The organism is Shewanella sp. SM55 (genome assembly GCF_025654025.1).
In the GTDB taxonomy this organism is placed as follows: Bacteria; Pseudomonadota; Gammaproteobacteria; order Enterobacterales; family Shewanellaceae; genus Shewanella; species Shewanella oncorhynchi.
On record NZ_JAKKRS010000017.1, the window covers coordinates 31,337 to 55,096 of the forward strand.

General features: G+C 46.3%; 20 protein-coding genes. 11 read left to right on the forward strand and 9 right to left on the reverse strand.

The features are described 5' to 3' along the window. Positions 1-45: 45 nt before the first annotated feature. Both L5L91_RS18605 and L5L91_RS18610 read right to left on the reverse strand, forming a co-directional pair. Positions 46-1,191, reverse strand: coding sequence for an HlyD family secretion protein (locus L5L91_RS18605; RefSeq protein ID WP_263237411.1), 1,146 nt, complete (start codon positions 1,189-1,191; stop codon positions 46-48). A gap of 1 nt (position 1,192) precedes the next feature. Further along, on the reverse strand, positions 1,193-1,585 hold the full coding sequence (locus L5L91_RS18610) for a DUF3302 domain-containing protein (protein WP_263141553.1): 393 nt from the start codon (positions 1,583-1,585) through the stop codon (positions 1,193-1,195). A 280-nt stretch (positions 1,586-1,865) separates the two neighbouring features. On the opposite strand from L5L91_RS18610, the gene purT reads away from it, so the two are divergent. The 4 genes from purT (at position 1,866) to L5L91_RS18630 (ending at position 8,872) form a co-directional block, all read left to right on the forward strand. Next, a complete protein-coding gene (purT, locus tag L5L91_RS18615) occupies positions 1,866-3,041 on the forward strand; it encodes a formate-dependent phosphoribosylglycinamide formyltransferase (RefSeq protein ID WP_131523845.1) in 1,176 nt (391 codons plus the stop codon). A gap of 224 nt (positions 3,042-3,265) precedes the next feature. Continuing rightward, complete coding sequence (locus L5L91_RS18620; RefSeq protein ID WP_263237413.1) at positions 3,266-4,990, forward strand: RluA family pseudouridine synthase; 1,725 nt, start codon at positions 3,266-3,268, stop codon at positions 4,988-4,990. 143 nt (positions 4,991-5,133) lie between these two features. Continuing rightward, positions 5,134-6,600 carry a DUF3142 domain-containing protein gene (locus tag L5L91_RS18625; RefSeq protein WP_263237414.1) on the forward strand — a complete coding sequence of 489 codons (1,467 nt, stop codon included), beginning with the start codon at positions 5,134-5,136 and terminating at the stop codon, positions 6,598-6,600. Further along, entirely contained in the window at positions 6,590-8,872 is a 2,283-nt protein-coding gene (locus tag L5L91_RS18630) for a hypothetical protein (RefSeq protein WP_263237416.1), read from the forward strand. Before L5L91_RS18625 ends, L5L91_RS18630 begins: the two co-directional genes overlap by 11 nt. Before the next feature lie 67 nt (positions 8,873-8,939). Here the strand turns inward: L5L91_RS18630 and L5L91_RS18635 are convergent, their stop codons facing one another. The 5 genes from L5L91_RS18635 to L5L91_RS18655 all read right to left on the reverse strand — a co-directional run bounded on the left by L5L91_RS18635 (position 8,940) and on the right by L5L91_RS18655 (position 13,220). Beyond that, on the reverse strand, positions 8,940-9,893 hold the full coding sequence (locus L5L91_RS18635) for a D-2-hydroxyacid dehydrogenase (protein ID WP_263237417.1): 954 nt from the start codon (positions 9,891-9,893) through the stop codon (positions 8,940-8,942). A 35-nt stretch (positions 9,894-9,928) separates the two neighbouring features. Beyond that, complete coding sequence (locus L5L91_RS18640) at positions 9,929-10,561, reverse strand: porin family protein (RefSeq protein WP_263237419.1); 633 nt, start codon at positions 10,559-10,561, stop codon at positions 9,929-9,931. Positions 10,562-10,602: 41 nt separating this feature from the next. After that, entirely contained in the window at positions 10,603-11,391 is a 789-nt protein-coding gene (gene djlA / locus L5L91_RS18645; protein ID WP_107402465.1) for a co-chaperone DjlA, read from the reverse strand. A 69-nt stretch (positions 11,392-11,460) separates the two neighbouring features. Beyond that, the gene (murU, locus tag L5L91_RS18650) at positions 11,461-12,138 is read right to left on the reverse strand and encodes an N-acetylmuramate alpha-1-phosphate uridylyltransferase MurU (RefSeq protein WP_263237420.1); all 678 of its coding nucleotides are present in this window, start codon (positions 12,136-12,138) and stop codon (positions 11,461-11,463) included. Beyond that, positions 12,135-13,220 (reverse strand): aminoglycoside phosphotransferase family protein, encoded by a 1,086-nt coding sequence (locus L5L91_RS18655; RefSeq protein ID WP_263164196.1) that lies wholly within the window; start codon positions 13,218-13,220, stop codon positions 12,135-12,137. Before L5L91_RS18655 ends, murU begins: the two co-directional genes overlap by 4 nt. Positions 13,221-13,337: 117 nt before the next feature. Here L5L91_RS18655 and lptD point away from each other — a divergent pair, with 117 nt between their 5' ends. The 7 genes from lptD (at position 13,338) to L5L91_RS18690 (ending at position 22,391) form a co-directional block, all read left to right on the forward strand. Then, positions 13,338-15,635, forward strand: a complete 2,298-nt coding sequence (lptD, locus tag L5L91_RS18660) for an LPS assembly protein LptD (RefSeq protein WP_263164198.1) — start codon at positions 13,338-13,340, stop codon at positions 15,633-15,635. Between the two features lie 242 nt (positions 15,636-15,877). Then, positions 15,878-17,182 (forward strand): peptidylprolyl isomerase SurA, encoded by a 1,305-nt coding sequence (gene surA, locus L5L91_RS18665; protein WP_105249993.1) that lies wholly within the window; start codon positions 15,878-15,880, stop codon positions 17,180-17,182. A 6-nt stretch (positions 17,183-17,188) separates the two neighbouring features. Then, the gene (pdxA, locus tag L5L91_RS18670; RefSeq protein WP_263237421.1) at positions 17,189-18,175 is read left to right on the forward strand and encodes a 4-hydroxythreonine-4-phosphate dehydrogenase PdxA; all 987 of its coding nucleotides are present in this window, start codon (positions 17,189-17,191) and stop codon (positions 18,173-18,175) included. A 15-nt stretch (positions 18,176-18,190) separates the two neighbouring features. After that, positions 18,191-18,997, forward strand: coding sequence for a 16S rRNA (adenine(1518)-N(6)/adenine(1519)-N(6))-dimethyltransferase RsmA (rsmA, locus tag L5L91_RS18675; protein WP_263164199.1), 807 nt, complete (start codon positions 18,191-18,193; stop codon positions 18,995-18,997). A 48-nt stretch (positions 18,998-19,045) separates the two neighbouring features. Beyond that, positions 19,046-19,426 carry a Co2+/Mg2+ efflux protein ApaG gene (gene apaG / locus L5L91_RS18680; RefSeq protein WP_263164201.1) on the forward strand — a complete coding sequence of 127 codons (381 nt, stop codon included), beginning with the start codon at positions 19,046-19,048 and terminating at the stop codon, positions 19,424-19,426. Between the two features lie 21 nt (positions 19,427-19,447). Then, a complete protein-coding gene (locus L5L91_RS18685; protein ID WP_263164203.1) occupies positions 19,448-20,272 on the forward strand; it encodes a symmetrical bis(5'-nucleosyl)-tetraphosphatase in 825 nt (274 codons plus the stop codon). Between the two features lie 97 nt (positions 20,273-20,369). Further along, on the forward strand, positions 20,370-22,391 hold the full coding sequence (locus L5L91_RS18690; RefSeq protein ID WP_263164205.1) for a methyl-accepting chemotaxis protein: 2,022 nt from the start codon (positions 20,370-20,372) through the stop codon (positions 22,389-22,391). 235 nt (positions 22,392-22,626) lie between these two features. Here L5L91_RS18690 and L5L91_RS18695 read toward each other — a convergent pair whose 3' ends face one another. Continuing rightward, positions 22,627-23,040: a DUF3718 domain-containing protein gene (locus tag L5L91_RS18695; protein ID WP_105249997.1), complete on the reverse strand. Its 414-nt coding sequence runs from the start codon at positions 23,038-23,040 to the stop codon at positions 22,627-22,629. 219 nt (positions 23,041-23,259) lie between these two features. Then, a complete protein-coding gene (folA, locus tag L5L91_RS18700) occupies positions 23,260-23,742 on the reverse strand; it encodes a type 3 dihydrofolate reductase (RefSeq protein WP_028761532.1) in 483 nt (160 codons plus the stop codon). Positions 23,743-23,760 lie beyond the last annotated feature (18 nt).

The following is a 23,760-nucleotide window of genomic DNA, read 5'->3' on the forward strand; positions in this document are numbered from 1 at the left end:
GCGAACTGGACTTGATACAACAGACAAAAGTTAACCGATTAAGGGTTAATGTCCATCAAAAAACAAGTAATTCAGCCAACCTTGCATCCTCAGCAATACTTTACGCATCACAGCGACATGATGGAAATGTTCAGTATAAATTGCAACCTGCCCAGAAACACCCGCAGGAAATTGCTTACGGATAGCATCATCTTCGATGTCAATCAGCACAATCACGCGACCATTTTGAAATAAACGAGCCGATGACTGCAGCGCGCCGCCCATTTGAACTTCACCTTCAGCCATAGCGGGTAATATTTTCGCCACTTTCCCCTTAAAGATTTGTCCTGGTGCGGCATCCAATATCACTTCAGCTTCATCACCTTCCTGCAAACGCATTAACGAGTTTTGCCAGAATGCCCCCGCAAAGTAGCGCTGCTCGTCGGGAATAAAGCTCATTACGGGACGTAATGGTAAAGGCACTGCCATCGCTCCCGCACGAAGTGCCATTTGCGTCACCACACCATCTGAGGGTGCCCGCACGACGGTCTGTTCTAAATCGTAGAGTGCACTGGCTACATCAGCTTGCAAGCCAGCTACTTTGGTATTAACACCATCAATATTAGATTCATAGGCGAGCCGGACACGCAGTTCTTCAGCATTCGCGACAGTCAGTTGTGCCTCTGAGGCTAAGTACAATTGACGCCTATTATCGAGTTCCAGTTCAGTAAAAGGCGAATTCGCGCCCCCTTTCTTGCGGCCTAACTCATAACGCTCGAAGGCAGATTTATTACGGTCTTTATCGGCCCTAGCGCGCTCTACATTAGCCTTAGCAGACTCCCACGCCGCGGCGAGTTGTGGCACTTGGAGCTCTGCTTCCATCAAAGCAGCGCGTTTACGTTTAACAACGGCCTCGAAGGGAATAGGATCGAGACGAAATAACACATCCCCTTGTTTAACAGGCACATTAGGCTGCACTTCCACCGAAGTCACTAAGCCTTTTACTGCGGGTGTGATAGGGATAGTGACAAAATATTCACGGGCAAAACGAGAATAAGGATGGTTGTAATTCATCACCAGCAATAAGGTACCAATAATGAATACCCCACCCAGCACTGCGGTGGGAACAGTCCATTTATTCATCGGAATTTTAAAGACTTTAAAGATAGCAATACACACGGCCGCATAGGTGAGTATGAGTAATAAATCCATGTTATACCTCAACTTTTTCTTTTTTTATCGCATCCACAGCAGGCGCTATATTCATGGGAGTTATTTGCTCTAACTGTTCAAGCCGAGTCTGAAGCCCTCTGACCGTCTCGCGCAATGAATTCACATCCTCCTCTAAAACTAATTCTCGCTTCATTACAGTATTGAACCCCCAACCGCGATCTTCACGGTATAAAGTCGCCCAGATCCATAAAAATGGCCAAATTGCATGTAGGGTGAATAGACTCACCCACCCGGCGATATGCAATGCATCTTGCTGGGGATGATTACGCTTTTTGGCTATTTCATAGGGGATATCATGAATGGCAATGACACCATAAAACATGATAATGATGACAAAAAACAAAATACCTAACGCAAAGTAATCTAAGAACATCTGCATCTCCTTGTATTAATAATATGTATCCATCCCAAAGATTAGTGGATGGTCCCCAAACATGCTACTAACATTACATTAACATTTGAGTTTACTCTCAACCTCAGCCCCAATATTAACCAAAGATATGCTGTTTCGTTTTTGCCCCCAGTGATCCGGGACACACTTGTCAATTTACTCCATGACCCTAAAGCCTGTTCAGGCTAAACTAACCGCATCATTGCGACATAGAACGCAAGCATAAAACTCATCATCCCTACAATCTCAAAGGTACCCACACATGATAGGCACTCCCTACACTGAGGGCGCACGACGCGCCATGTTGCTCGGCTGCGGTGAACTTGGCAAAGAAGTTGCCATTGAACTACAACGCTTAGGCGTTGAAGTGATTGGCGTTGACCGTTACGCCAACGCCCCCGCCATGCAAGTCGCGCATCGCTCCCATGTGATCAATATGCTCGATGCCAACGCCCTGCGGGCTATTATCGAGTTAGAAAAACCGCACTTAGTCATCCCAGAGATTGAAGCCATCGCCACCCAAACCTTAGTGGACATGGAAGCCGAAGGGGTGAATATTATCCCAACAGCTCGGGCAACGAAGCTCACTATGGACAGGGAAGGTATTCGTCGCCTCGCCGCTGAAACCTTAGGTTTACCAACCTCGCCATATTTTTTCTGTGATACCGAAACCGAATTTAATCAAGCGATTAGTGAAATTGGCGTGCCCTGTGTGGTGAAGCCAGTCATGAGTTCCTCGGGCAAAGGCCAAAGCGTTATTCGCGATATCGCCCTCAGCCATAAAGCATGGCAATACGCCCAAGAAGGCGGACGCGCCGGCGGCGGTCGCGTGATAGTCGAAGGCTTTATTCCCTTCGATTATGAAATCACCCTGTTAACCATCAGCGCAGTCAACGGCATTCATTTTTGTGCGCCCATTGGCCACAGGCAAGAAGATGGCGATTATCGCGAGTCATGGCAGCCACAAGCCATGTCCGATGAAGTGTTAGCAAAATCCCAAGCGATTGCGAGCAAAGTCGTCGAAGCCCTTGGCGGTTATGGATTATTTGGCGTAGAACTGTTTGTTAAAGGCAATGAAGTGTATTTCTCTGAAGTCTCACCAAGACCCCACGACACAGGCTTAGTCACACTCATCAGCCAAGATTTATCTGAATTTGCCCTGCATGTGAGAGCGATTCTCGGCCTACCTATTCCCAATATCCATCAACATGGTCCAAGTGCCTCGGCGGTGATTTTGGCCGAAGGTACCTCAAGCAATATCCGCTATCAAGGGATTGGTGCGGCATTAGAAGCGGTCAACACTCAGCTTAGATTATTCGCCAAACCCGATATTGATGGTCGCCGCCGTTTAGGTGTCGCGCTTGCCCGTGATATCGATATCGACAGCGCAATCAGCAAAGCACTCGATAGCGCCAGTAAAGTGAAAGTCATCTTTTAAGCGGGTTTAGCCGTTTAAAATTGGCTTTAAGCACAAGCGACACATCAAAGGGAAATACGCTTTAATGCCATTTCCCTTTTTCAACACAGAGCCGCACTAATAAAAAGTGACTGCCCAAAATCGACAGTCCCAAATCGACAGAGTAAACTAACGCCCTTTCTTGCTAGCCCTCATCTTAAGTTGCGGCTTAACCCAGATAAGTAAAACCAATAGTAGACCCCAATATGCATCTTCAGCCTTCTTGCTTTACCTCTTTCACACAAGCCATTGATGCCTATGCCCTGCCGCAACGTTTTACCTTTCCTTTCTATTACGAACCGCATCCACTGTGCGTGATCGCTGCCAACGAATTACAACGCCACCTTGAGACTCAAAACGATTGGCAACATAACTTTGGCCTCACGGGGGAGTTAACCGGTGCCATTGGTAAAATGTTTGGTGTACTTTTAGTGCAAGATCCGCAGGGAGATGTGGGCTATTTGTCGGCATTTTCGGGCAAGTTAGCTGAGCAGAACCATTGGCCACGCTTCGTTCCACCTGTGTTTGATATGCTGGCTAAGGACAATTTTTTCCACGCCGAAAATCTGCAAATCAACCAAATTAACGAGCAGCTACTTGCAATAGAAAATCACCCCGATATTCCTCGGCTATCGAGCGAACTCAACGCTGAGCAAGCTCAAGCACAAGCCAAGCTTGCCGCCCACAGGCAAGTGATGATCGACGGCCGTCAATCCCGCAAGACGCAGCGCAATCAACTCGCAGTGCAATGGGCTGCCAATCCAACTGATGAGACTTTACGTGAAAATACTGCAATCGAAGCTAAACTCAGCCAAGAAAGCATTAACGAAAAGAATCAGTTAAGAGATATTAAACGCTATTGGGATGAACGTATCCATGCCATCAGCCAAGCGTTAACTCTGCTCACGGATAAGCGTGACGCGTTAAGACTACAGCGTAAACAGCTCTCGGCGGCGCTGCAGCAAAAGCTGTTTGAGCAGTATCGTTTTTTGAATATTCGCGGCGCAGAAAAAAGCCTTAACGGCATATTTAACGGGACGGTTGAGTTAACACCGCCCGCAGGCTCGGGAGAATGTGCCGCCCCTAAGTTGCTACATTACGCCTTTAAACACGGTCTTAAACCATTGGCGATTGCCGAATTTTGGTGGGGGGCGCCGCCAAAATCAGAAATTCGCCAACATAAGCAGTTTTATCCTGCCTGTCTGCGTAAATGCCAACCTATCTTGGGGCATATGCTCGAAGGGCTTGTTGTCGATGAAAATCCGCTGCTGACGAACCCCGCCGAAGGCAAAACCTTAAGCATCCTCTACCAAGACGAGGCGATGGCGATTGTGAACAAACCCGCCGAATTTTTATCCGTGCCCGGCAAAGAGATTGAAGACTCAGTGTATTCGCGCATGCGGCAAACGTTTCCCAATGCCACTGGACCACTTATCGTCCACAGGCTCGATATGTCGACCTCGGGATTAATGGTGATCGCATTGACAAAAGACGCCCATAAACAACTGCAAAAACAGTTTATCCAGCGCACAGTGACTAAACGTTATGTGGCACTTTTAGCAGGGATCCCTACAGCAATGGCAGATAAGCCGGCAGCGGGACAAATCTCTTTACCCCTACGTGGCGATTTAGACGATAGACCGAGGCAACTCGTTTGCCATGAGTTTGGCAAAGCGGCCCAAACCTATTGGGAATTAAGCCATATCGATGAAATGGCACGTACAGCCCGCGTATATCTATCCCCAAAAACGGGCCGAACCCATCAACTCAGAGTTCACTGCGCCCACTCAGAAGGGCTAAATACGCCCATTGTGGGTGACGATCTGTACGGCACTCGCGCCAATCGCCTGCATCTGCATGCCGATTTATTGATGCTTCAACATCCCGTCACCCGTGAACAGATGCGCTTTCAAGTCGATCCTGATTTTTGAGATCTGAGTTCTGATATTGATTAACAAGGCACCAAAAGGAAAACCAAGCTTAGTGGGCATTATCAGAAGTTTGACCGCGATGTATAAGTGGCATTTTTCGGGCATAGTAATGCCTCACTCAAAACGGAATCGATAGCAGTAGTATGGGCATAGGCAATCTGGTTAAAAACATAAGCCGAAATCAATGGTTCTTATTTGCTTTGTTGAGCGCAGCCGTATTTATGAGCGCCTGCCAGCCAGCATCAAATCCCAACGAAACCACGGCTAGCCCAAATACCAGTGTCGCAGTAAAAGCCGCTACAGAAGCAACAACGCTTCGAGCGCCACTCGCGCAGGAAGTCTATATCTGGCAGCGCCAATGGCGCCCCGCCAATCAAACGGCATTAGTGCAAAGCCAAGGTGCATTCCAAGGATTACGTATTTTAGCACTGCAAGCGCATCCAAAACCCAATGGCGCAGACATTTGGTTTGAAGTTGCGGTCAATCATGCTTGGTTGCAGGCGGATCCTAGGCCAAAAATTGCCGTGATTCGCTTAGATGGTCAGTTCGCGCATTTAAATGATGAACAAGTGATCAATAAAATCAACCAAGTACTAGCAACTTGGCAGGCAAAAGGCACGCACATCGCGGGGGTTGAAATCGACCACGACAGTGCCAACAGTAAACTGCCAGCCTATCGGGATTTTCTTAAAAAGCTTAAAGCGCAGTTACCCGCAGAACTCAAACTCAGCATTACTGCACTGCCCGCTTGGCTCAGTAGTGCCGATTTTCCCGTGTTACTCACCAGTATTGATGAACTGGTGCTACAAATTCACAGCGTAAGCGATCCACGCCTCGGACTATTCGATGCGACTCAAGGTTGGCAGTGGGTGCAGCAACTCTCAAATATCAGCACTGTGCCTTACCTTATTGCGCTCCCCGCCTATGGTTCGGCGGTCATCAGTACAGCTTCAGGTTATAAAGTTGAAAGTGAAACACCGCTGCGCGATCAACTCAAATCAGTCAATGTAGTACAGGAACTGATGGCCGATCCTCTAGTATTACAAGCCTTTGTGCAAAAACTACACACTCAAAAAGATGCCAAACTCAGAGGCATTATCTGGTTTCGGCTGCCGCTGGAAGGGGATAAAAGGGTTTGGCCACTCAACACCTTAATCGCCGTTGCACAGCAAGGTGAACTTGCCGCTAAGATTGAATTAGTGATCTCAAGCGATAACAAGGCCACAACTCAAACGATATTAGCCGCTGAAAATAAGCCAAAAAATCTGGAAATCCACAAGCAACAGCTATTCCAACTGAGCTTAATGAATCACGGTAATATTGCAGGTGAAATTCCTCCTATTTTGTCGCTAGCGGGACAAGCTTGCAGCGGGTATGATGCGCAAAATGGCTATAGCGTAATACAAAAAGATGGGCTGTTAACGTGGCAATGGCGAGCTGAGAATACAGCAGCGTTGACACCAACCAAAACAGTTTCACGCACTGCAATCATGCCTATGCCGCAATCAAACAGAGACATTCAAACACACATGCTCAACCCTGGCGGCCAAAAAGTGATAGGCTGGGCACGTTGTGAGTCATTATATTTACAGGGAATTTATGCGCCATAAGCCAAAACTATCGTTTACCATGGCAACACCCAATCGGGCTTTTATGCTTAAAAAGACCACGCTCATTTGTTTAAGCTTATTTTCCCCTATGCTATTGGCCTGCGGCCCCGATTTTCCTTTGCAACTCACTCAGGATAGGCAGAGCAATCTCAGTTATTTACCGCAAACCTCTTTCAGCCAGCAGCTCACCGCCCTCGCAAAACCTTTGCCTTGGCAGTATCAAGATGCCCCCGCTGCACAGGAATATCTCTGGGATGAAGTGCATAGCCGTTATCTTTCACAAACTCGCGCCTTTGAAAACAGCGAGTTAAGTGACGCCCATTTAGCTTTAGTGAACACTTTGCGGGATGCAACGGGCCCCATTGAAGCCGAGCAAATGGCCGCTAAGTTAGACAAAGATCTACCACAAGCACTAACTTGGTACACCTTAGGTGCCGTAGCGTTTGAAGCAAAAGATTATGAGAGGGCGAGTAACTATTTCAGCAAAATCATTAAATTACCACAAAGTGAACGCGCATCTCGTAGCCTGTGGGCACTCTATTCGCTGTCGCGTATTGAGCTTATCTTAAGCAAGACTTCGGCTGATCCTGAACATTTTAATCGTGCCAATGCTTACCTAACACAATTACAAAGCGAAGTCGCACAAGGCGCCGCCGATCCCCTTCGTTTGAGTTTAGCGAGCTTAGGTGAGCAAGCCTATATCCTGCTACACCAAGGCCAGCCGCTCCCACAATTGACCAATCAAGGGGCAGGTGAAACTGAGTCAGAGCTGCAAATGGCTCTCACCCCTGATGCACTGAATAAAGCTATTGAGCTCTATGCCACGCAATCGGTACAGGGCGATAGCGGCGGTTATGATTCCTTATTGATGTTAAGCCGCACTTTGATGGGTAAAGAGATTGCTGAACTTAAGCCGCTACTGCAACAGGCGAGCGTGCAGCAGTTATTGATTGCCTATTGGCAAAGCAGCACTAATGAATTCGCCTATAATGGCCAGCTTTCGGAAATGGGATTAAAGGTTGCTGAGCTCCTTAAAGTATTTCCAACGGATGGCTTACAGCTCAACCATGGCGATAAATTAGCGGCGATTTATTACCAGTTAGGGGATTATGCCAGTGCTGAGCGCCTATTAACGCTAGCGAAACCGAGCGGCCTCACTTGGTGGCTCAACGCAAAATTAATGCTACAAAAGGGCGATCAAGCAGAAGCTGCCAAGGCCTATGCTCAGGCAGCGCGTCACTTCCCAAAGCAACTCAATAAGATCTCGACCACAGTTGACGCTAAAGAAACTCAGCAACAAGCCATTAATGCCGATGAAGATACAGCCACTTACTGTCGTATTCGTGCAGAGCAAGGGGTGTTGTCACTAGAGCGTGGCGAATATGTCGATGCGCTCAGTCACTTACTCGCCAGCGGTGATGAGTACTGGCAAGACATCGCCTATGTGGCGGAGCGCGTGCTCACCACGGCTGAACTTAAGTTATTTGTCGACGAACATGTGCCATTTATCGCCTTTGAATACCCTAAAGACAGCGACTGGTACGATAATATTGAGCCAATTAACAACCGCTTGCGCTACTTGCTAGGTCGCAGGCTATTACGCGAAGGCGCAATAGCTGAAGCACCGGTTTACTTCCCTAATCCTAAACTGAATGCCAGCGCCCTTGCCTACGGCACAGAGCTGAATGCAGCGAAAAAAACAAAAGGCATTGATAGCGCGAAAGCCTATTGGGCTGTTGCCGAACTTGCTCGCCACCAAGGCATGGAGCTCTTAGGATTTGAATTAGCCCCGGATTACACTATTTACCAAGGTGTGTTCGATCTAAGTGATTGGAATGAGCCGAGCAAACTGGCTGAGAAAGAACAACTGCGGATCAGCGCCAGCCAAGCAATTCCCGATAAACGCTTCCATTATCGCTACACGGCAGCAGAACTAGCCAACAAGGCATCGGATCATGTACCCCACAACAGCCAAGCCTATGCAGCGCTACTCTGCCAAGCCACAGGTTGGGTCTTGTATCGAGATCAAGAACTTGCCCTACGTTACTACAAAAAATACGTCGCCAACGGCCCCTTTGTGCCTTGGGCCGAGAACTTTGGTTTGCAGTGTGAAGCGCCCGATTTTGACGGTGCAGTAAAACGAGCGCAGGCGAATGAAATGGCAGAATGGAACGCCCTGTACCACAAGCTGAAAAAGCCCGTCGTATTTGGCGTATTAGCCCTCACAGGCTTATTGGGTGTGTGGTGGATGCGTAGAAGAAAAACTCAATAATAAATAACCATTTACGTCTTTCTCTCTCAACGTCGATATGATGAAAGAGAGAAAGACGCATACCGCTTTACTTATTCACGCAGTTAATCACTTCCCCCTTCAAATAACCGTTCAAATTCGCCACTGCGATATTGAGTAGACTTTGCCTTGCTTCCTTCGTCGCCCACGCATTATGCGGGCTGATGCTGATATTAGGCGCATGCAGTAAGGGATTATCTGCAGTGGGCGGCTCGGTCGATAACACATCCACGCCGGCAAATAACTTGCCTTGAGCCAGCGCAGCAGCAAGCGCGGCTTCATCAATTAATCCACCGCGCGCTGTATTAATCAGCAGCGCATTAGGCTTCATCAAGGCGAGGGTTTGTTGATTGATAAATTGCTCAGTTTCTGGAGTAAGCGGACAATGGAGCGAAATAATATCTGATTCGCTAAGCACAGTATCACGTTGCGCCCACATCACGCCTTGGGGTAAATCCTTGATGATTGAACGAGTATTGACAAGAACTTTCATCCCGAATGCGAGGGCGAGCGTTCCCACCTGCTGACCGATATCGCCATAACCTATTAAGCCTAAAGTCTTGCCTTTTAAAGATTGCAACGGCATTAAAGTAAAACAAAAATCTTGGCAGTTCACCCACTGGCCATCGACCACAGCTTGATGATGGGCGGCCACGGCTTGGGTGTGATGCAGAATATGGGCAAACACCATTTGCGCAACGGCATCAGGCGCATAAGCGGGCACATTAGTGACCACTATACCTTGCGCTTTAGCTGCCGCGATATCGACAACGTTCGTGCCCGTGGCCAATACGCCTATGTATTTGAGACTAGGAAGTTGCGCTAGCGTCTTTGCATTCAAGGGCGTTTTATTGGTGAGAATGACTTCAGCACCTTGGGCTCGCGCGACAATATCAGCGCCACTTGTGCGGGAAAAACACGCAAACTCGCCTAATTCATTTAAGGATTGCCAGCTGAGATCGCCAGGATTTAAGGTTTCACCATCAAGTACGACTATTTTCATGCCACTAAATCTCCTTTTAAGACGATGCGTTAAATCTAAAAACTGACTTTGAGCCCAAGGTTAGCCTGAGCCTGCCACATCACATCCGACGTAATGTGCCATAGGCATTCATCTTCATTGCAAAACAGCGAAGTGTCACTGTTGATAAAAGTCGCATAACCCCGAATATCCGCAAACAAGCCAAAGTGTGGCGTCACTTGATATTCTACCCCGCCACCAATCCCCATGGAGAAACGCGTTTCGCTCGACCAACCGCTAGGCAGCATGCGGGTGATTCCCGCGCTGGCGGTGACATAGGGCTGGATATCACCACGGGGGAAATATAAAGTGCCACCCAAGTGGATGTAATCTAAATCTAACGAGGTAAGAAAGTCTGGCGTAAACAAGCCGCCACTTTTCAGTTCAGAGGCTTGATGACTATATAAAAGATAAATATTACCGGGATCATTCGTGCCAATACCCACCATCAAACCGTAATGACTCGACTCCTCGACCTTCACATCGGCCTTATCACCCGTTTGATCTGTGTTGACCTCATATTGATTCACATCAAATTGACCGCCCCCCAGACTATAACCGCCAAAAGGAGCGATAAACACCTCGGCCTGCGCGGACATAGCCACAGGTAACAAACTCGCCAACAGCAACAAACGGTAAGTGTTTTTCATAATGAATTCCTTATCTTTTACAAAAACCAATTTTATCAAGGCTAACGCATACCGCGCTCAGACTTGACTCTGTCATAGGCTGCTTGAATATCCTGAGCCTTACGATTAGCGAGCTCCATCATTTCCGGTGGCAACCCTTTCGCCACTAACTTATCGGGATGATGTTCATTCATCAATTTACGGTAAGCCCGTTTAACTTCTTGGTCGCTAGCTTCGTTCGTAATGCCAAGTAAACTGTAGGCATCAGTAATCGATGTTTTATTGCCACTCGATGTTTGATGGAAACGAAACTCCGCCTGCCAGCGTTTAAGTAATTCATCTAACTGCGCTCGGCCATAACCTAACTCTTGAGCAATCGTCATCAAGATAGCGTGCTCAGCAGGATCCAATTCACCATCAGACAGTGCTGTTTGGATCTGGATTTCGATGAACATCTGCACTAACTCTTTGCGTCCCATCGTAATAACACGGAAAGCTTGTAAGCTGCTGCGCAGATCAAAATCCGCCGATTTACCCTCACGAAATGCCTGTTGCGCCTCTTTACGTGCTTCTCCCGTTAAACGCATTTGATCCATTAATAAGGTCGCAATGCGAATATCGGTTTCGGTAACATGTCCTGATGCTTTCGCCACATGCCCCATTACTGCAAATGTGGTATTAAAGAAAATGGCTTGGCGATTCTTAGCCTGCCCTAAAACCTGTCGAAAACCCACGCCCGATGCTGCACGCTTATCGTAAAGATGACCGAGCCACAAACCTAGCAGTGCACCAAAAATACGGCCGAACATAAAGCCAATGACAAATCCAAAAAACTTACCCCAAAGCCGCATCTTATTTCCTGATTTCTATTATGTATTTGATGCACTAGCTTAATCCTATGGATATGCCAGCACCGAAATTTACTTGTTACTTTGTAACCTTAGTTCAAGCGCTTGCAATCGTGCAATGGTACCGACATCACACCAAAATCCATTAAACAAGGCACCACTAACTCTGTCTTGAGCCATTTGCGATCTCAACAACGGGCCTAGTGCAAAGGCGCCCTGCGGCGTGTCATGAAATAGTGTAGGGTGATAAATACCCATGCCCGAAAACGTGTACTTAACATCGCCACGCTCCTGCACTTGATGACCATTCAAAGCAAAATCGCCATTTGGATGCTGCTCAGGATTAGGCACTAACCATAAGTGAGCGAGCCTATCCGCAGCCAGTTGCGTGATTGGCGGTAATGCATCAATAAAAACATCACCATTAATCACTAAAAAAGGTTCGTCGCTTCCGTCCTCACACAATAAAGGCAAAGCGCGTTTAATACCGCCGCCGGTTTCTAACGCGCTCTCTTCAGCGCTATACCGAATGCGCACCCCAAAAGTGCTGCCATCGCCCAGTGCTTCAACTAACTTATGCCCTAGCCAAGCATGGTTGATGACGATATCGACTATGCCTATCGCGGCAAGTTTTTCAATATGATAAACAATCAGTGGCTTACCTAACACTGGCACCATAGGTTTAGGCAAACTGTCCGTTAACGGCCGTAACCTTTCCCCTCGTCCAGCGGCCAAGATCATGGCTTTCATTGCTTAACCTCAGATGAAGACTGACTCACAGTAAACGCAGGTAACACACGACGAGTTAACCAGTGTGCAAATGGCACGAGTTCGGGATACTGCAGCGAGATGTCGACAATATACGTTAATGTCAGTGGAATATCCGCCATATACGCAGGTTTACTATCGCGATAGTTTAACCGTGCAAAAATCCCTACCGCCTTAATGTGACGCTGTAAGCCCATGAGATCAAACCAAGTTTGATATTGCTCAAAAGGAGTCTGTGCAGGAATAAAACCAAGCGCTAATGCTTGCTGATAATGATACCGCATCAAGCCTGCAACTAACGGCTGTGGCCAACGAATATAACAATCGCGTAGTAGTGATACCGCATCGTAAGTCACAGGACCAACGACAGCATCCTGAAAATCAATCACGCACAGCTTGTCCGCTTGCAGCATAAGATTACGGCTATGGAAATCCCTATGCATTCCCACACTAGGTTGAGATAACGCATTGCCGACGAGGCGATCAAAAGTATCATTCAGCAATTGCAACTCTGCCGCGTCCAAAGACAAATTAAGATGTGTTCCTAACAGCCACTCAGTAAAAATGTGTAATTCACGGCGCACAAAGGCTTCATCGTAGTTAGGTAATGCCTGTACTAAACCACTATCAAGATTCTTGCACTCAATTACAGCGGCCACTTGCGGTAATAAATCGAGCGCCTGACGGTAAAACCGTTCAACATTTTGTACCGTCAATACAGATAAGAGTTGAGTATCGCCCAAATCACTCATCAACATAAAACCCAGATCGGCATCGGCGTGGATTACTTTTGGAACTGTCAGCCCCACGGCTGAATAAGCATTCGACAGGGCAATAAAGGGGGCGATAGGCACTAGCTGCGGCGGTGAATCGGCGGCGATAAAGGTAGCATCAGGCATCGAAATCCGAAAGTAACGCCTAAAACTTGCGTCTCCGGAAATCAACACAGGCATCACCTCACAGGAAAAATAAGCATTCAGCCACTGATTAAGGGAAAGAAATCTCGGATCGGATAAAGTCATTTCATGGCTCTTAAAGAAAAATTGCTTTATTATAGCTGGCATAGAATTTGGAAACAGCTAAGAAATTGAGAGATTTATTAAGCGATGTTGCGTTTGTCAATTGCAACTTTCCCCATCCATACTTGTCCAGAATAAGAAATCATAATTACTGACCTAAAGATGCAGATCCGATACCTTCTGGCCCTGAGCCTGTTACCGCAATTAGTCCTGGCAGACGACTCTCTAACCGCTTCGGCATCCCAATGCTTAATCGAACCGCCAGTACCCCGTATCGTATCTCAAACCCAAGGGATGAGTGCGGCTGAACTCAACAAAATTCGTATTGCGTCTGATAACACCAATGCCGAAATGGGGAAGCAGGCGATTTTCCGTGGCGATGTGGTTTTTAGCCAAGGCGATAGGCACATAGCAGCCGATGAGGCGATTTTAGATCAAGCTACTGAACAGTTTGATGCCAATGGTAATTTAGTCTTTCAAGACAGTAACTTCACCGTTACAGCCGAATCCTTACAAGCTCAAATGCGGACAAACCGTGCCACCCTTAAAGGCGCACAATATTGGATCCATGGCCAACAAGTTCACGGTGATGCCGAAAAACTGCAAATTACTATCAATAACAATTTAATTTTAACGAATACCAACTTCACTACTTGCCCTCCTGACAATGTGTCTTGGCTACTCGAGGCCGAAAAGATCAAGATCAACAGTGAAGAAGAATGGGGCGAAATTTGGAATGCCAAACTAAGAATTGGTGGTGTACCTGTATTCTATATCCCCTACATGACAGTCCCCGTTTCAGACAAACGTAAATCTGGCTTTCTCTACCCTAGTTTTAGCACTAGCACTACTGATGGTGTCGAAATTTCCGCACCCTATTATTGGAATATTGCCCCAGAGTACGATTTAACATTTACACCTAGCTATATGTCAAACCGTGGTTTATTCACTAAAACAGAGTTTGGTTATCTGGCGGGTGAGGCCCAAAATGGCCGAGTCAATTTAGAATATCTAGGCAATGACAAATTGATCGATGGTAGCCCGAATCGCTACTTATATAACTGGCAGCATCAAGGAGCGATCGACAAAAATTGGCGCGTATTAGCGAATTTTACCGATGTATCAGATAACAATTATTTCAATGACTTAAAGTCAGATGTTAACCGTGCAACCGATAACCAGTTATCACGCATAGGTGAAATCAGCTACTTCGAAAGTAACTGGGATCTAAGCACCCGAGTACAAGATATTAAAGTACTGGGTGAGGATGAAAAACCATATCAAGTCATGCCTCAGGTTAACTTTAACTATCGCGCTGCTGATTTTTGGAACAATTTAGATTTTGGTTTCAATTCGGAGCTAACGAATTTTGCCCATCAGGACAACAATGTTAATACGGCGACTCGTTTGTACATGTCACCAAGCGTAACTCTGCCAATACATGGGCCTTCAGGCTCGCTCACCAGTCAAGTTAAGTTGATGCAGACCAATTATTGGCAGCATAACGAAGATCCAGACATAGTTGTTGACGACACAGTGAATCGCACCATCCCGCAAGTACGGATTAATGGTCAAATCAACTTCGAACGTTTTACTGAGCTTTTCGATCAAAACTACCGCCAAACGCTCGAGCCACAATTTCAATATCTTTATGTCGGCTACGAAGACCAACGCAACATAGGCATTTATGATACGGCTCAATTACAGGACGACTACTTTGGCCTATTCCGTGATCGTCGCTTCTCGGGTCTGGATCGGATTTCCGATGCAAATCAAGTCACTCTAGGTGTTACCACACGCCTGTTTGATAGTCACAACCAAGAAGCCACTAAATTCAGCCTAGGACAAATTTTTTACCTGCAAGACAGTAAAGTCGGTTACGAAGACAGTATTTTTGAGTCTAATCAATCAACTTCAGTACTTGCTGCAGAGGTAGATACCCGCTTGTCCCATGATTGGTATATGGGGGCTGCGATTCAGTACGATACCAACACCAGTGACAATAAAAAATCCGAAATCACCTTAGATTTCAGACCTGAAGCGAATAAATTGCTGCAATTTAGCTATCGCTATGTCCCAGATTTATTGAACTCAAATACCAATGATACAGTGAACATCTCCCAAGCGGGCGTTCGTGGCGCTTGGCCAATCAGTGATGACCTCTACTTTGTTGGTAATTGGTATTATGACCTTAACGAAAGTCGCAGTATTGAAACTTACACAGGTATCCAGTACGAATCATGCTGTTACGCAGTAAGACTTAGTTATCATTACCGCATTAAAACCAACTATGACGACAATATAGGTTCTGCCACAATTGATCCTCGTGAGCAGTTTGATAGTGGTATCTACCTGAACTTAATCATTAAGGGACTCGGTGGTTCTGGCCCATTAGGCGTATCCGATATGCTCAATGACGGCCTGTTTAACTACAGAAAACCGCTTTATCTGAGGAATTAGCAAAGAATTGTGATAGATTGCTGAACCTCAACAAGGACTCAGAGTCCAAACAGATTAATGAGTGCTTTACCGTTCACCTTTTGCTAAAGCGAATAAAAGCGGATCTTAAGGTCTAACCTTGCACTCAAATGCGTCGCCAAAAAATTACATTAGGGCAACTCACTGTAATTTCGATATAAATGGTAAAGTTATTTCAATTAAGCCGTCGAACCTAACCTTAGAACGTGCCAAGGATTTTGTGGATGAAACCCAGTAAACATCTGATTTTTGCTTTATTTGCACTCGCGATCAGCCAACCTACATTGGCCGCCCCCCAGCCGCTAGACCGCGTTGCAGTCCAAATTAACGACGGCATAGTGCTCGAAAGTGAAATCACTAACATGATTGACACTGTTAAAGCGAATGCCAAAGCAGCAAACCAATCATTACCTTCTGACAGTGCCCTGCGCACTCAGGTGATTGAGCGTTTAATCTTAACTCGCCTACAATTGCAAATGGCCAGTCGTATAGGGCTGAATATTGGTGACTTACAACTAGACCAAGCGATTGAAAACATCGCGCGTGAACAAAAAATGTCTGTCGCGCAGATGCAACAAAAAATTGAAAGCGAAGGTTTAAGTTTCAGCCAATACCGCGAACAATTGCGCGAAGAAATCACTCTAGGTGAAATTCAACGTATTCAGGTACAACGCCGTATTCAAGTATCACCACAGGAAATTACTAGCCTAGTCAAACTCATCCAAGAACAAGGGATGAAAGATGTGGAATACCAAATTGGCCATATCCTGATTGACGTGCCTAATAACCCCACCAGTGAACAACTCGAAGCATCAAGCAAACGCGCCAATATCGTATTAGAACGTTTGAAGAGTGGTGAGGATTTCCGTCGTACCGCTATCGCTTCTTCTTCAGGTCCTAAAGCACTCGAAGGTGGTATTTGGGATTATATGAACATCAACGAAATGCCAACTCTGTTCGCCGAAGTGATCAACGGTGCAAAAATGGGTGACATTATCGGCCCGATTAAGAGTGGTGCAGGTTTCCATATTATTAAGATCATGGATGCTCGCGGCCTACAAACCAAAGAAATCGAAGAAGTTAGAGCGCGCCACATTTTGCTCAAGCCATCGCCGATCCTGTCAGAAGACCGCGCTAAAGCCATGCTTGAGCAATTCCTGAAGCAAATCCGCTCAGGAGAAGCTAAGTTTGAAGACCTAGCGCGTCAGTACTCAGAAGATCCTGGTTCGGCCACAAAAGGTGGTGAATTAGGTTGGGCAGAACCAAGCATTTACGTACCTGAGTTTGCTCAAACGCTCAATAGTTTGAAAAACGACCAAATTAGTGAGCCATTCCGTACGACTCACGGTTGGCATATCACTCAATTAGAAGAACGCAGAAAAACCGACGCCACGGATCAGTTCAATAGCAACCGTGCGCACCAGTTGATCTTCCGTCGCAAATTTAACGAAGAACTGCAAAACTGGCTAGACGAAATGCGTTCAGACGCATACATTGAAATCTTCCAGCCAGAGACCAATCGAGGTTAATTCTAATTGAGCACTAAACGTATTGCCGTTACCCCAGGCGAACCCGCAGGTATTGGCCCCGATTTAGTCGTACAACTCGCTCAGCAGGCTTGGCCTGCTGAGTTAGTCGTTTGTGCGGATCCAGAATTACTTGCGAGCCGTGCGAAACGACTCGGTTTGCAAGTGACTTTCCGCCCTTACCAGCCAAATCAAGCTCCTAAACCGCAAGAAGCTGGCACATTAACCATAGCGCCCTTTAAGTTAGTGAGCGAATCGATTTGTGGTCAGCTCGATGAGCAAAACAGCACTTATGTAGTTGAAACCTTGCGTTATGCGGGCGAAAAAAACATGAGCGGCGAGTTTGATGCTGTCGTGACAGGCCCCGTGCATAAAGGCATTATCAATCAAGCAGGTATTGCCTTTAGTGGCCATACTGAGTTTTTTGCCCATCAAGCAAATTGCCCCGATGTAGTGATGATGCTGGCAACGCCTGGTTTGCAAGTGGCACTCGTGACCACCCATATTCCTCTGGCCTATGTTGCAAAAGCCATAACACGCCAACGCTTACAGCATATTATCAAGATTCTACATGCCGATCTCATCAGCAAATTTGGCATAGTTTCACCGAAAATTTATGTCTGTGGTCTCAATCCACACGCAGGTGAAGACGGCCATTTAGGGCGTGAAGAAATCGACGTGATTATTCCTGCACTCAACGAGTTGCGAGAAGAGTTCCAAATGAATATTGTCGGCCCATTACCGGCCGACACTCTATTCCAACCTAAATATTTACAGGACGCCGATGTCGTCTTGGCCATGTACCATGACCAAGGACTTCCCGTTCTCAAGTCACAAGGATTTGGCAAATCGGTAAACATCACCTTAGGTTTACCTTATATTCGTACCTCGGTTGACCACGGTACGGCGCTCGATCTCGCGGGTACAGGCAAGGCCGATATTGGCAGTTTTGTCTGTGCTCTGAATAAAGCCATTGAGTTATCCTCAAAGAACTAAACGATTACATTATTAATGAGCAACAAAGTACATTTAGGCCACACGGCCAGAAAGCGTTTCGGACAAAACTTCCTTACCGACGGCAATGTGATTGACCGCATTGTGGGTGCAATTGCACCCGATAATCACCATGTGATGGTCGAAATCGGCCCTGGCCTTGGTGCCTTAACAGAACCTGTAGCCGATGCTGTAGATAATCTGACTGTCGTCGAACTCGACCGCGATCTGGTTGAACGCTTACATCAACACCCAGTCCTTAAAAATAAACTGACTATTCACCAAGGTGATGCACTGCAGTTTAATTTTGGCCAACTGAGTGTGCCTGGCAAAAAGATGAAAGTATTTGGTAACTTACCTTACAACATTTCAACGCCGCTGATGTTCCACCTGTTCGAATTTGCCGAACAGATTGAAACCATGCACTTTATGCTACAAAAAGAAGTGGTACTGCGCTTATCGGCAAGCCCAGGCTGTAAAGCCTATGGCCGTTTAACGGTCATGGCACAATACTTCTGCCAAGTGGTCCCGGTTCTCGAAGTGCCGCCCCACAGCTTTACCCCTGCGCCTAAAGTGGACTCAGCAGTCGTACGCTTATTGCCATACGCCGTAAAGCCGTTCCCTTGTAAAGATGTAACCGTACTACGCCACCTTTGTACTACCGCATTCAACATGCGTCGTAAGACTCTGCGTAATAACTTAAAGCACATGTTATCTGACGATGAGTTCGAGCAGTTAGGGATTGACTCAAGTCAACGCCCAGAACAGATTAGCGTGCAGCAGTATGTTGCTATGGCTAACATGGTTTGCGATAAGAAAGCATAAATATGTCAGGGCACTTAGGTGCCCTTAGACCAGAGCCTAGGAACAAGAATGAGCGCATTGGACACCTCCATTCGGGTCGAAGTCAAAACTGAGTATATAGAGCAGCAGTCCTCGCCCGAGGATGAAAAGTACCTCTTCAGTTACACCATCACTATCATCAATTTAGGTGAGCAAGCGGCTAAACTTGAAACTCGTCACTGGATAATCACTGATGCCAATGGCAACACCAGTGAAGTCAAAGGTGCCGGTGTTGTCGGTGAAACGCCAACCATAGCGCCGAATACTGCCTATCAATACACCAGTGGTACTGTGCTCGATACGCCACTTGGCATAATGCACGGCACTTATGGTATGGTCAGCGAATCGGGTGAGCGTTTCCAGGCGACAATCCGTCCCTTCCGTTTAGCGACCCCAGGCTTACTACATTAATATCGTTAGGAAAGGGGTACTGTGGCGCATTATTTTGTTGGTGATATTCAAGGCTGTTTCGCTGAGTTACAAAAATTACTCGCTAAGGTCGATTTTAATCCTTCCCGCGATGAACTCTGGGCTGTAGGTGATCTTGTTGCACGCGGACCTGACTCCTTAGCTACGCTACGGTTTTTTCGCTCCTTAGGTGATTCCGCTAAAACGGTTTTAGGTAACCACGATCTCCATCTAATGGCATTACACGGTAAGCTCAAACGCGCTAAGCCCAGCGATAATCTCACTGAAACTCTAGAATCCCCCGATATCTCAGCCTCAATTGACTGGCTGAGACAACAACCTCTTATGCGTGAATTACCTGAACACCAACTCATTATGAGTCATGCGGGTGTACCACCCCAGTGGTCGCTGGAGGTATTAAGAGAAGAATCCGCACTCGTCAGTCGCGCCCTCAAGCACGATGATTATCTTGAGACATTAATAAGCCAAATGTATTCAGATACCGCCGAACAATGGGATCCAAGTGCAATTGGCATAGAACGCTTACGTTATTGCATCAATGCATTAACACGCATGCGCTATCTTTATGTCGATGGCCGACTTGATTTTGATTGCAAACAACCTCCTGAAAACTGTACTAATCCACAACTCAAACCTTGGTTTGAGTTTGCTTCGCCGCTGCGCCAAAGTCATACCTTAGTATTTGGCCATTGGGCTGCGTTGATGGGCAAGGTCGACGATACTAAATTAAAGGCTTTAGATACAGGCTGTTGTTGGGGTGAGCACTTAACCTTATGGCATCTTGAAAAAGACCAAAAAATTACGCAAAAAAAGTTAAAAAAGAGTTAAACTAAAACAGCTTAAAGTCGATAACAGACTGAGCCGCCTAACCCTGAATATCACCCTGTTTTCATTTGGAAAAATATAATAAAAATCGGAGTATCCTATGAAATTTAATGTAGCCACCAGAGTGATTGGCGGATTTGGTATTGTCACACTTTTACTCGTGTTGCTAGGATTTACATCTTATTTAACCAACAATAGCCTAAAAGCCAGCTCTGCTATGATGCAAGAATTAAGCTTGCCCGCGCTGAAATCGACAAACCACCTTAGTGAAGCATTGAGTGAGCAACAAAGACAAATCCTCATTGCCTATAACACCCCTAGATCGGCAAATATCCCGAATATTCGTAAAGTGTTCGAAGACCATGGGACTCAGTTCAAAAACGAAATTGCCACCCTCACTCAGTTAGTCAAGAGCCAGCAGAATCTATCTTCTTTAATTGCCCAATTAAGCGGCAGCTTTGCCACCTTTGAGCGAGATAGTATTGCCATGATCGCCGAACGTGAGGCCTCATTAAGCAAGCAAGAACAGCTCGTTGAACTAAAGAAAAAGCTCGAAAATGCCGCCGATGATGCCTCATCGGAACTGCTCGATATTGTTGATTTAGAAAGCAGTCAGAATCCCGATGAGCAGAGTCTTGCTGCATCAGCCAGCGCTATTGATACTAGTCTCGGAAATATCATCACCACTATTGCAGATTTAGTAACGAATGACGAAGAGAGTAAGCATGAACTGATCTCAAAGGAACTTGACTACATTATCAGCGAAACCAAGAACAAACTTGAATATGTGAATCGTCACGGTCAAGGTATTGTCGAAGCGGATACCTTAAGCTCAGTCACTAAAGATATTGGAAAAGTATTAGCGCTCGTCACCGGTCCGCAATCTATGTTGCTGCTAAAATCGAGTCAGCTCTCCCACTCCAAAGAAGCTGTGATAAAACTAGGCATTATCGAAAATGATGTGAAAGTCATCAATTCCAACATGAATGATGTCAGCGATAACATCGAACTTGTTGCCGCGAACATGAGCAATGACACCATAGCCAAGATTGACTCTGCCAGCATACAAACCATGATTGTCGTGTTAATAGCAATCGTTGTCGCAGTGATTGTGAGTTTTGCTGTGGTGAATCCGTTAAAACGCTCACTCAGCCAAGTGAACAATGCCCTGAACGTCTTAGCCTCAGGCAACCTTACCCATAAACTAGATGACTCTGGACACGATGAATTTGCCGAACTAGCAAAAAACTGTAATCGTCTCGTCGATAGCTTACGCAGTTTAATCATAGGTATTTTAGATAGGTCAAATCAACTTGCCGCGGCAGCCGAACAAACATCGGCAATCACAGCGCAAACCACCTCAGGCATACAAGAACAAAAAAGCCAAGTTGACCAAGTGGCTACTGCGACAACTGAACTTAGCTCTAGTGCTCAGCAGGTGTCTTTAAGTGCCAATCAAGCCCTTGAGCAAATCAAACAGGCTGATCAAGAAACTCAGCACATGCGTGCCATTGCACAAGAGAACAAACTGACTATTTTGGCTTTAGCCGATGAAGTGGCCAAAGCGGGTGTTGTGATTAATAAAGTGCAGTCGGACAGCGCCTCTATTGGCTCAATTTTGGATGTGATCCGTGGTATTGCAGAACAGACTAACCTACTCGCCCTTAACGCCGCTATTGAAGCCGCCCGTGCGGGTGAACAAGGTCGTGGTTTTGCGGTAGTTGCCGATGAAGTGCGTAGTTTAGCCTCACGCACTCAAGTGTCGACCCGAGAGATCCAACAGATGATCGAAGTGTTGCAGCAAGGTGCAGAGCAAGCCGTTGCCGCCATGGATATGGGGCGTGCTCAAGCCAACGCCTGTGTTGAAAAAACGGAGCAAGCCAACATTGCCCTCGAGACCATTAGCCAATCTGTGCATAAGGCCTATGATTCTGGCACCCATATCGCCCATGCTGCGCAGGAACAGAATTTAGTAAGCCAGCAAGTTTCTGAAAAACTAGAGCATATTGCAGCAATTTCAGAAGAAACCGCTATCGGTGCAGATCAAACGGCTCAGTCTAGCCATCAAGTCGCCAAATTAGCCGAAGAACTCCAAGCTTCGGTCGGTGAATTTAGAGTCTAATGTTTATCACCACTAAAACCTAGGGTCGCTTAGCGGCCCTTTCTTTTGAGACGAATTCACTTGCCTATCTTACTGACGACTCGAACTGTCTGGCCTTTGCACAAATTAAGACCATAAAAAATGCCAAACTTAAGTTTGGCATTTTTATCTAGCTTAATGCTAGATACTTGATATTAGACGTTTAATATAACGTAGCAGCAAATAGGGCTAAAGTGCCGCTAAGTTCAAATCCGCATTACTCTTCTTCACCGCCAGCAGCAGCGCCAAGACGCTCTTTCACTGCAGCGGTAATTGGGCTAGCACCATGACCGTTTGCTTCAGCCCAAGCTTGGATAGTCATCCCATCAGCTTCAGCAACACTCAATTCAGTCGCCGACAAACGCTTAGCCACAAACTCACCGGTATCGTTCGCACTCGCACCGTAAGCGGTGCGCAATAGACTTGCACCATCGCAACTGATACCACTGTAAATCTGACGTAACTTAACGCGGCTTTCTTTTAACTTTTTACGTAAGCGGTTTTTGTCATTAGCTTTTACATAATCACAAAGACTCGCTACGAGTGGATCTTCCCCCGCAACGGCAGAGGTTGGTACAGCAATAGAACTAAATCCAATCAACGCAGCCAAGGCCACAGGCATAAGACGCATCCGATACTCCTTAATACTTTCTTATAGTTTTATTATCAATTCTGTATGGGCTGCATCTATTGTCTAAATGATATTGACCTCTTGGCTTTAGCTCTCGTTCGAAATCTAGGATAACGAAATAGGCTATCTCTTTCCGTGAAAACTAAATGTCCGATATGATGCAATACGTTAGATAAACTGACGCCCCATACACACAGGGTACACAACAGAAGCTGCAATTTAACATTTTTTTACCAAATTGATAAAGCGATATTCCAAACCAGCCGCATTTATACTCGCCAAAGATTCAGTTTCCTTCCAAGTCCCATCGTCCCAGTGGGGGAAAAATGTATCGCCTTCCACCTCAAGATTGATTTGCGTCAAATATAAGATATCGGCGCAGGGCAATAACTCGGCATAAAGCTGGCCACCACCTATCACCACTAACTCTTCACACTCACCAGCAGCTTGTTTGGCTGCATCAAATGAGGTCACACAGGTCACGCCCTCAATCACAAGATCCGTTTGGCGTGAAATAACTATGTTATGTCGACCAGGAAGGGGCCTACCGATTGACTCAAAGGTCTTACGTCCCATCACAACAGGCTTGCCTAGGGTCATCGCTTTAAAGTGACGTAGATCTTCTGGAAGATGCCATGGCATTTTATTATCTTTTCCGATGACTCGATTGTTTGCCATCGCGGCTATCATAGCAATGCGCATGCTCACTCCTGTTTTATA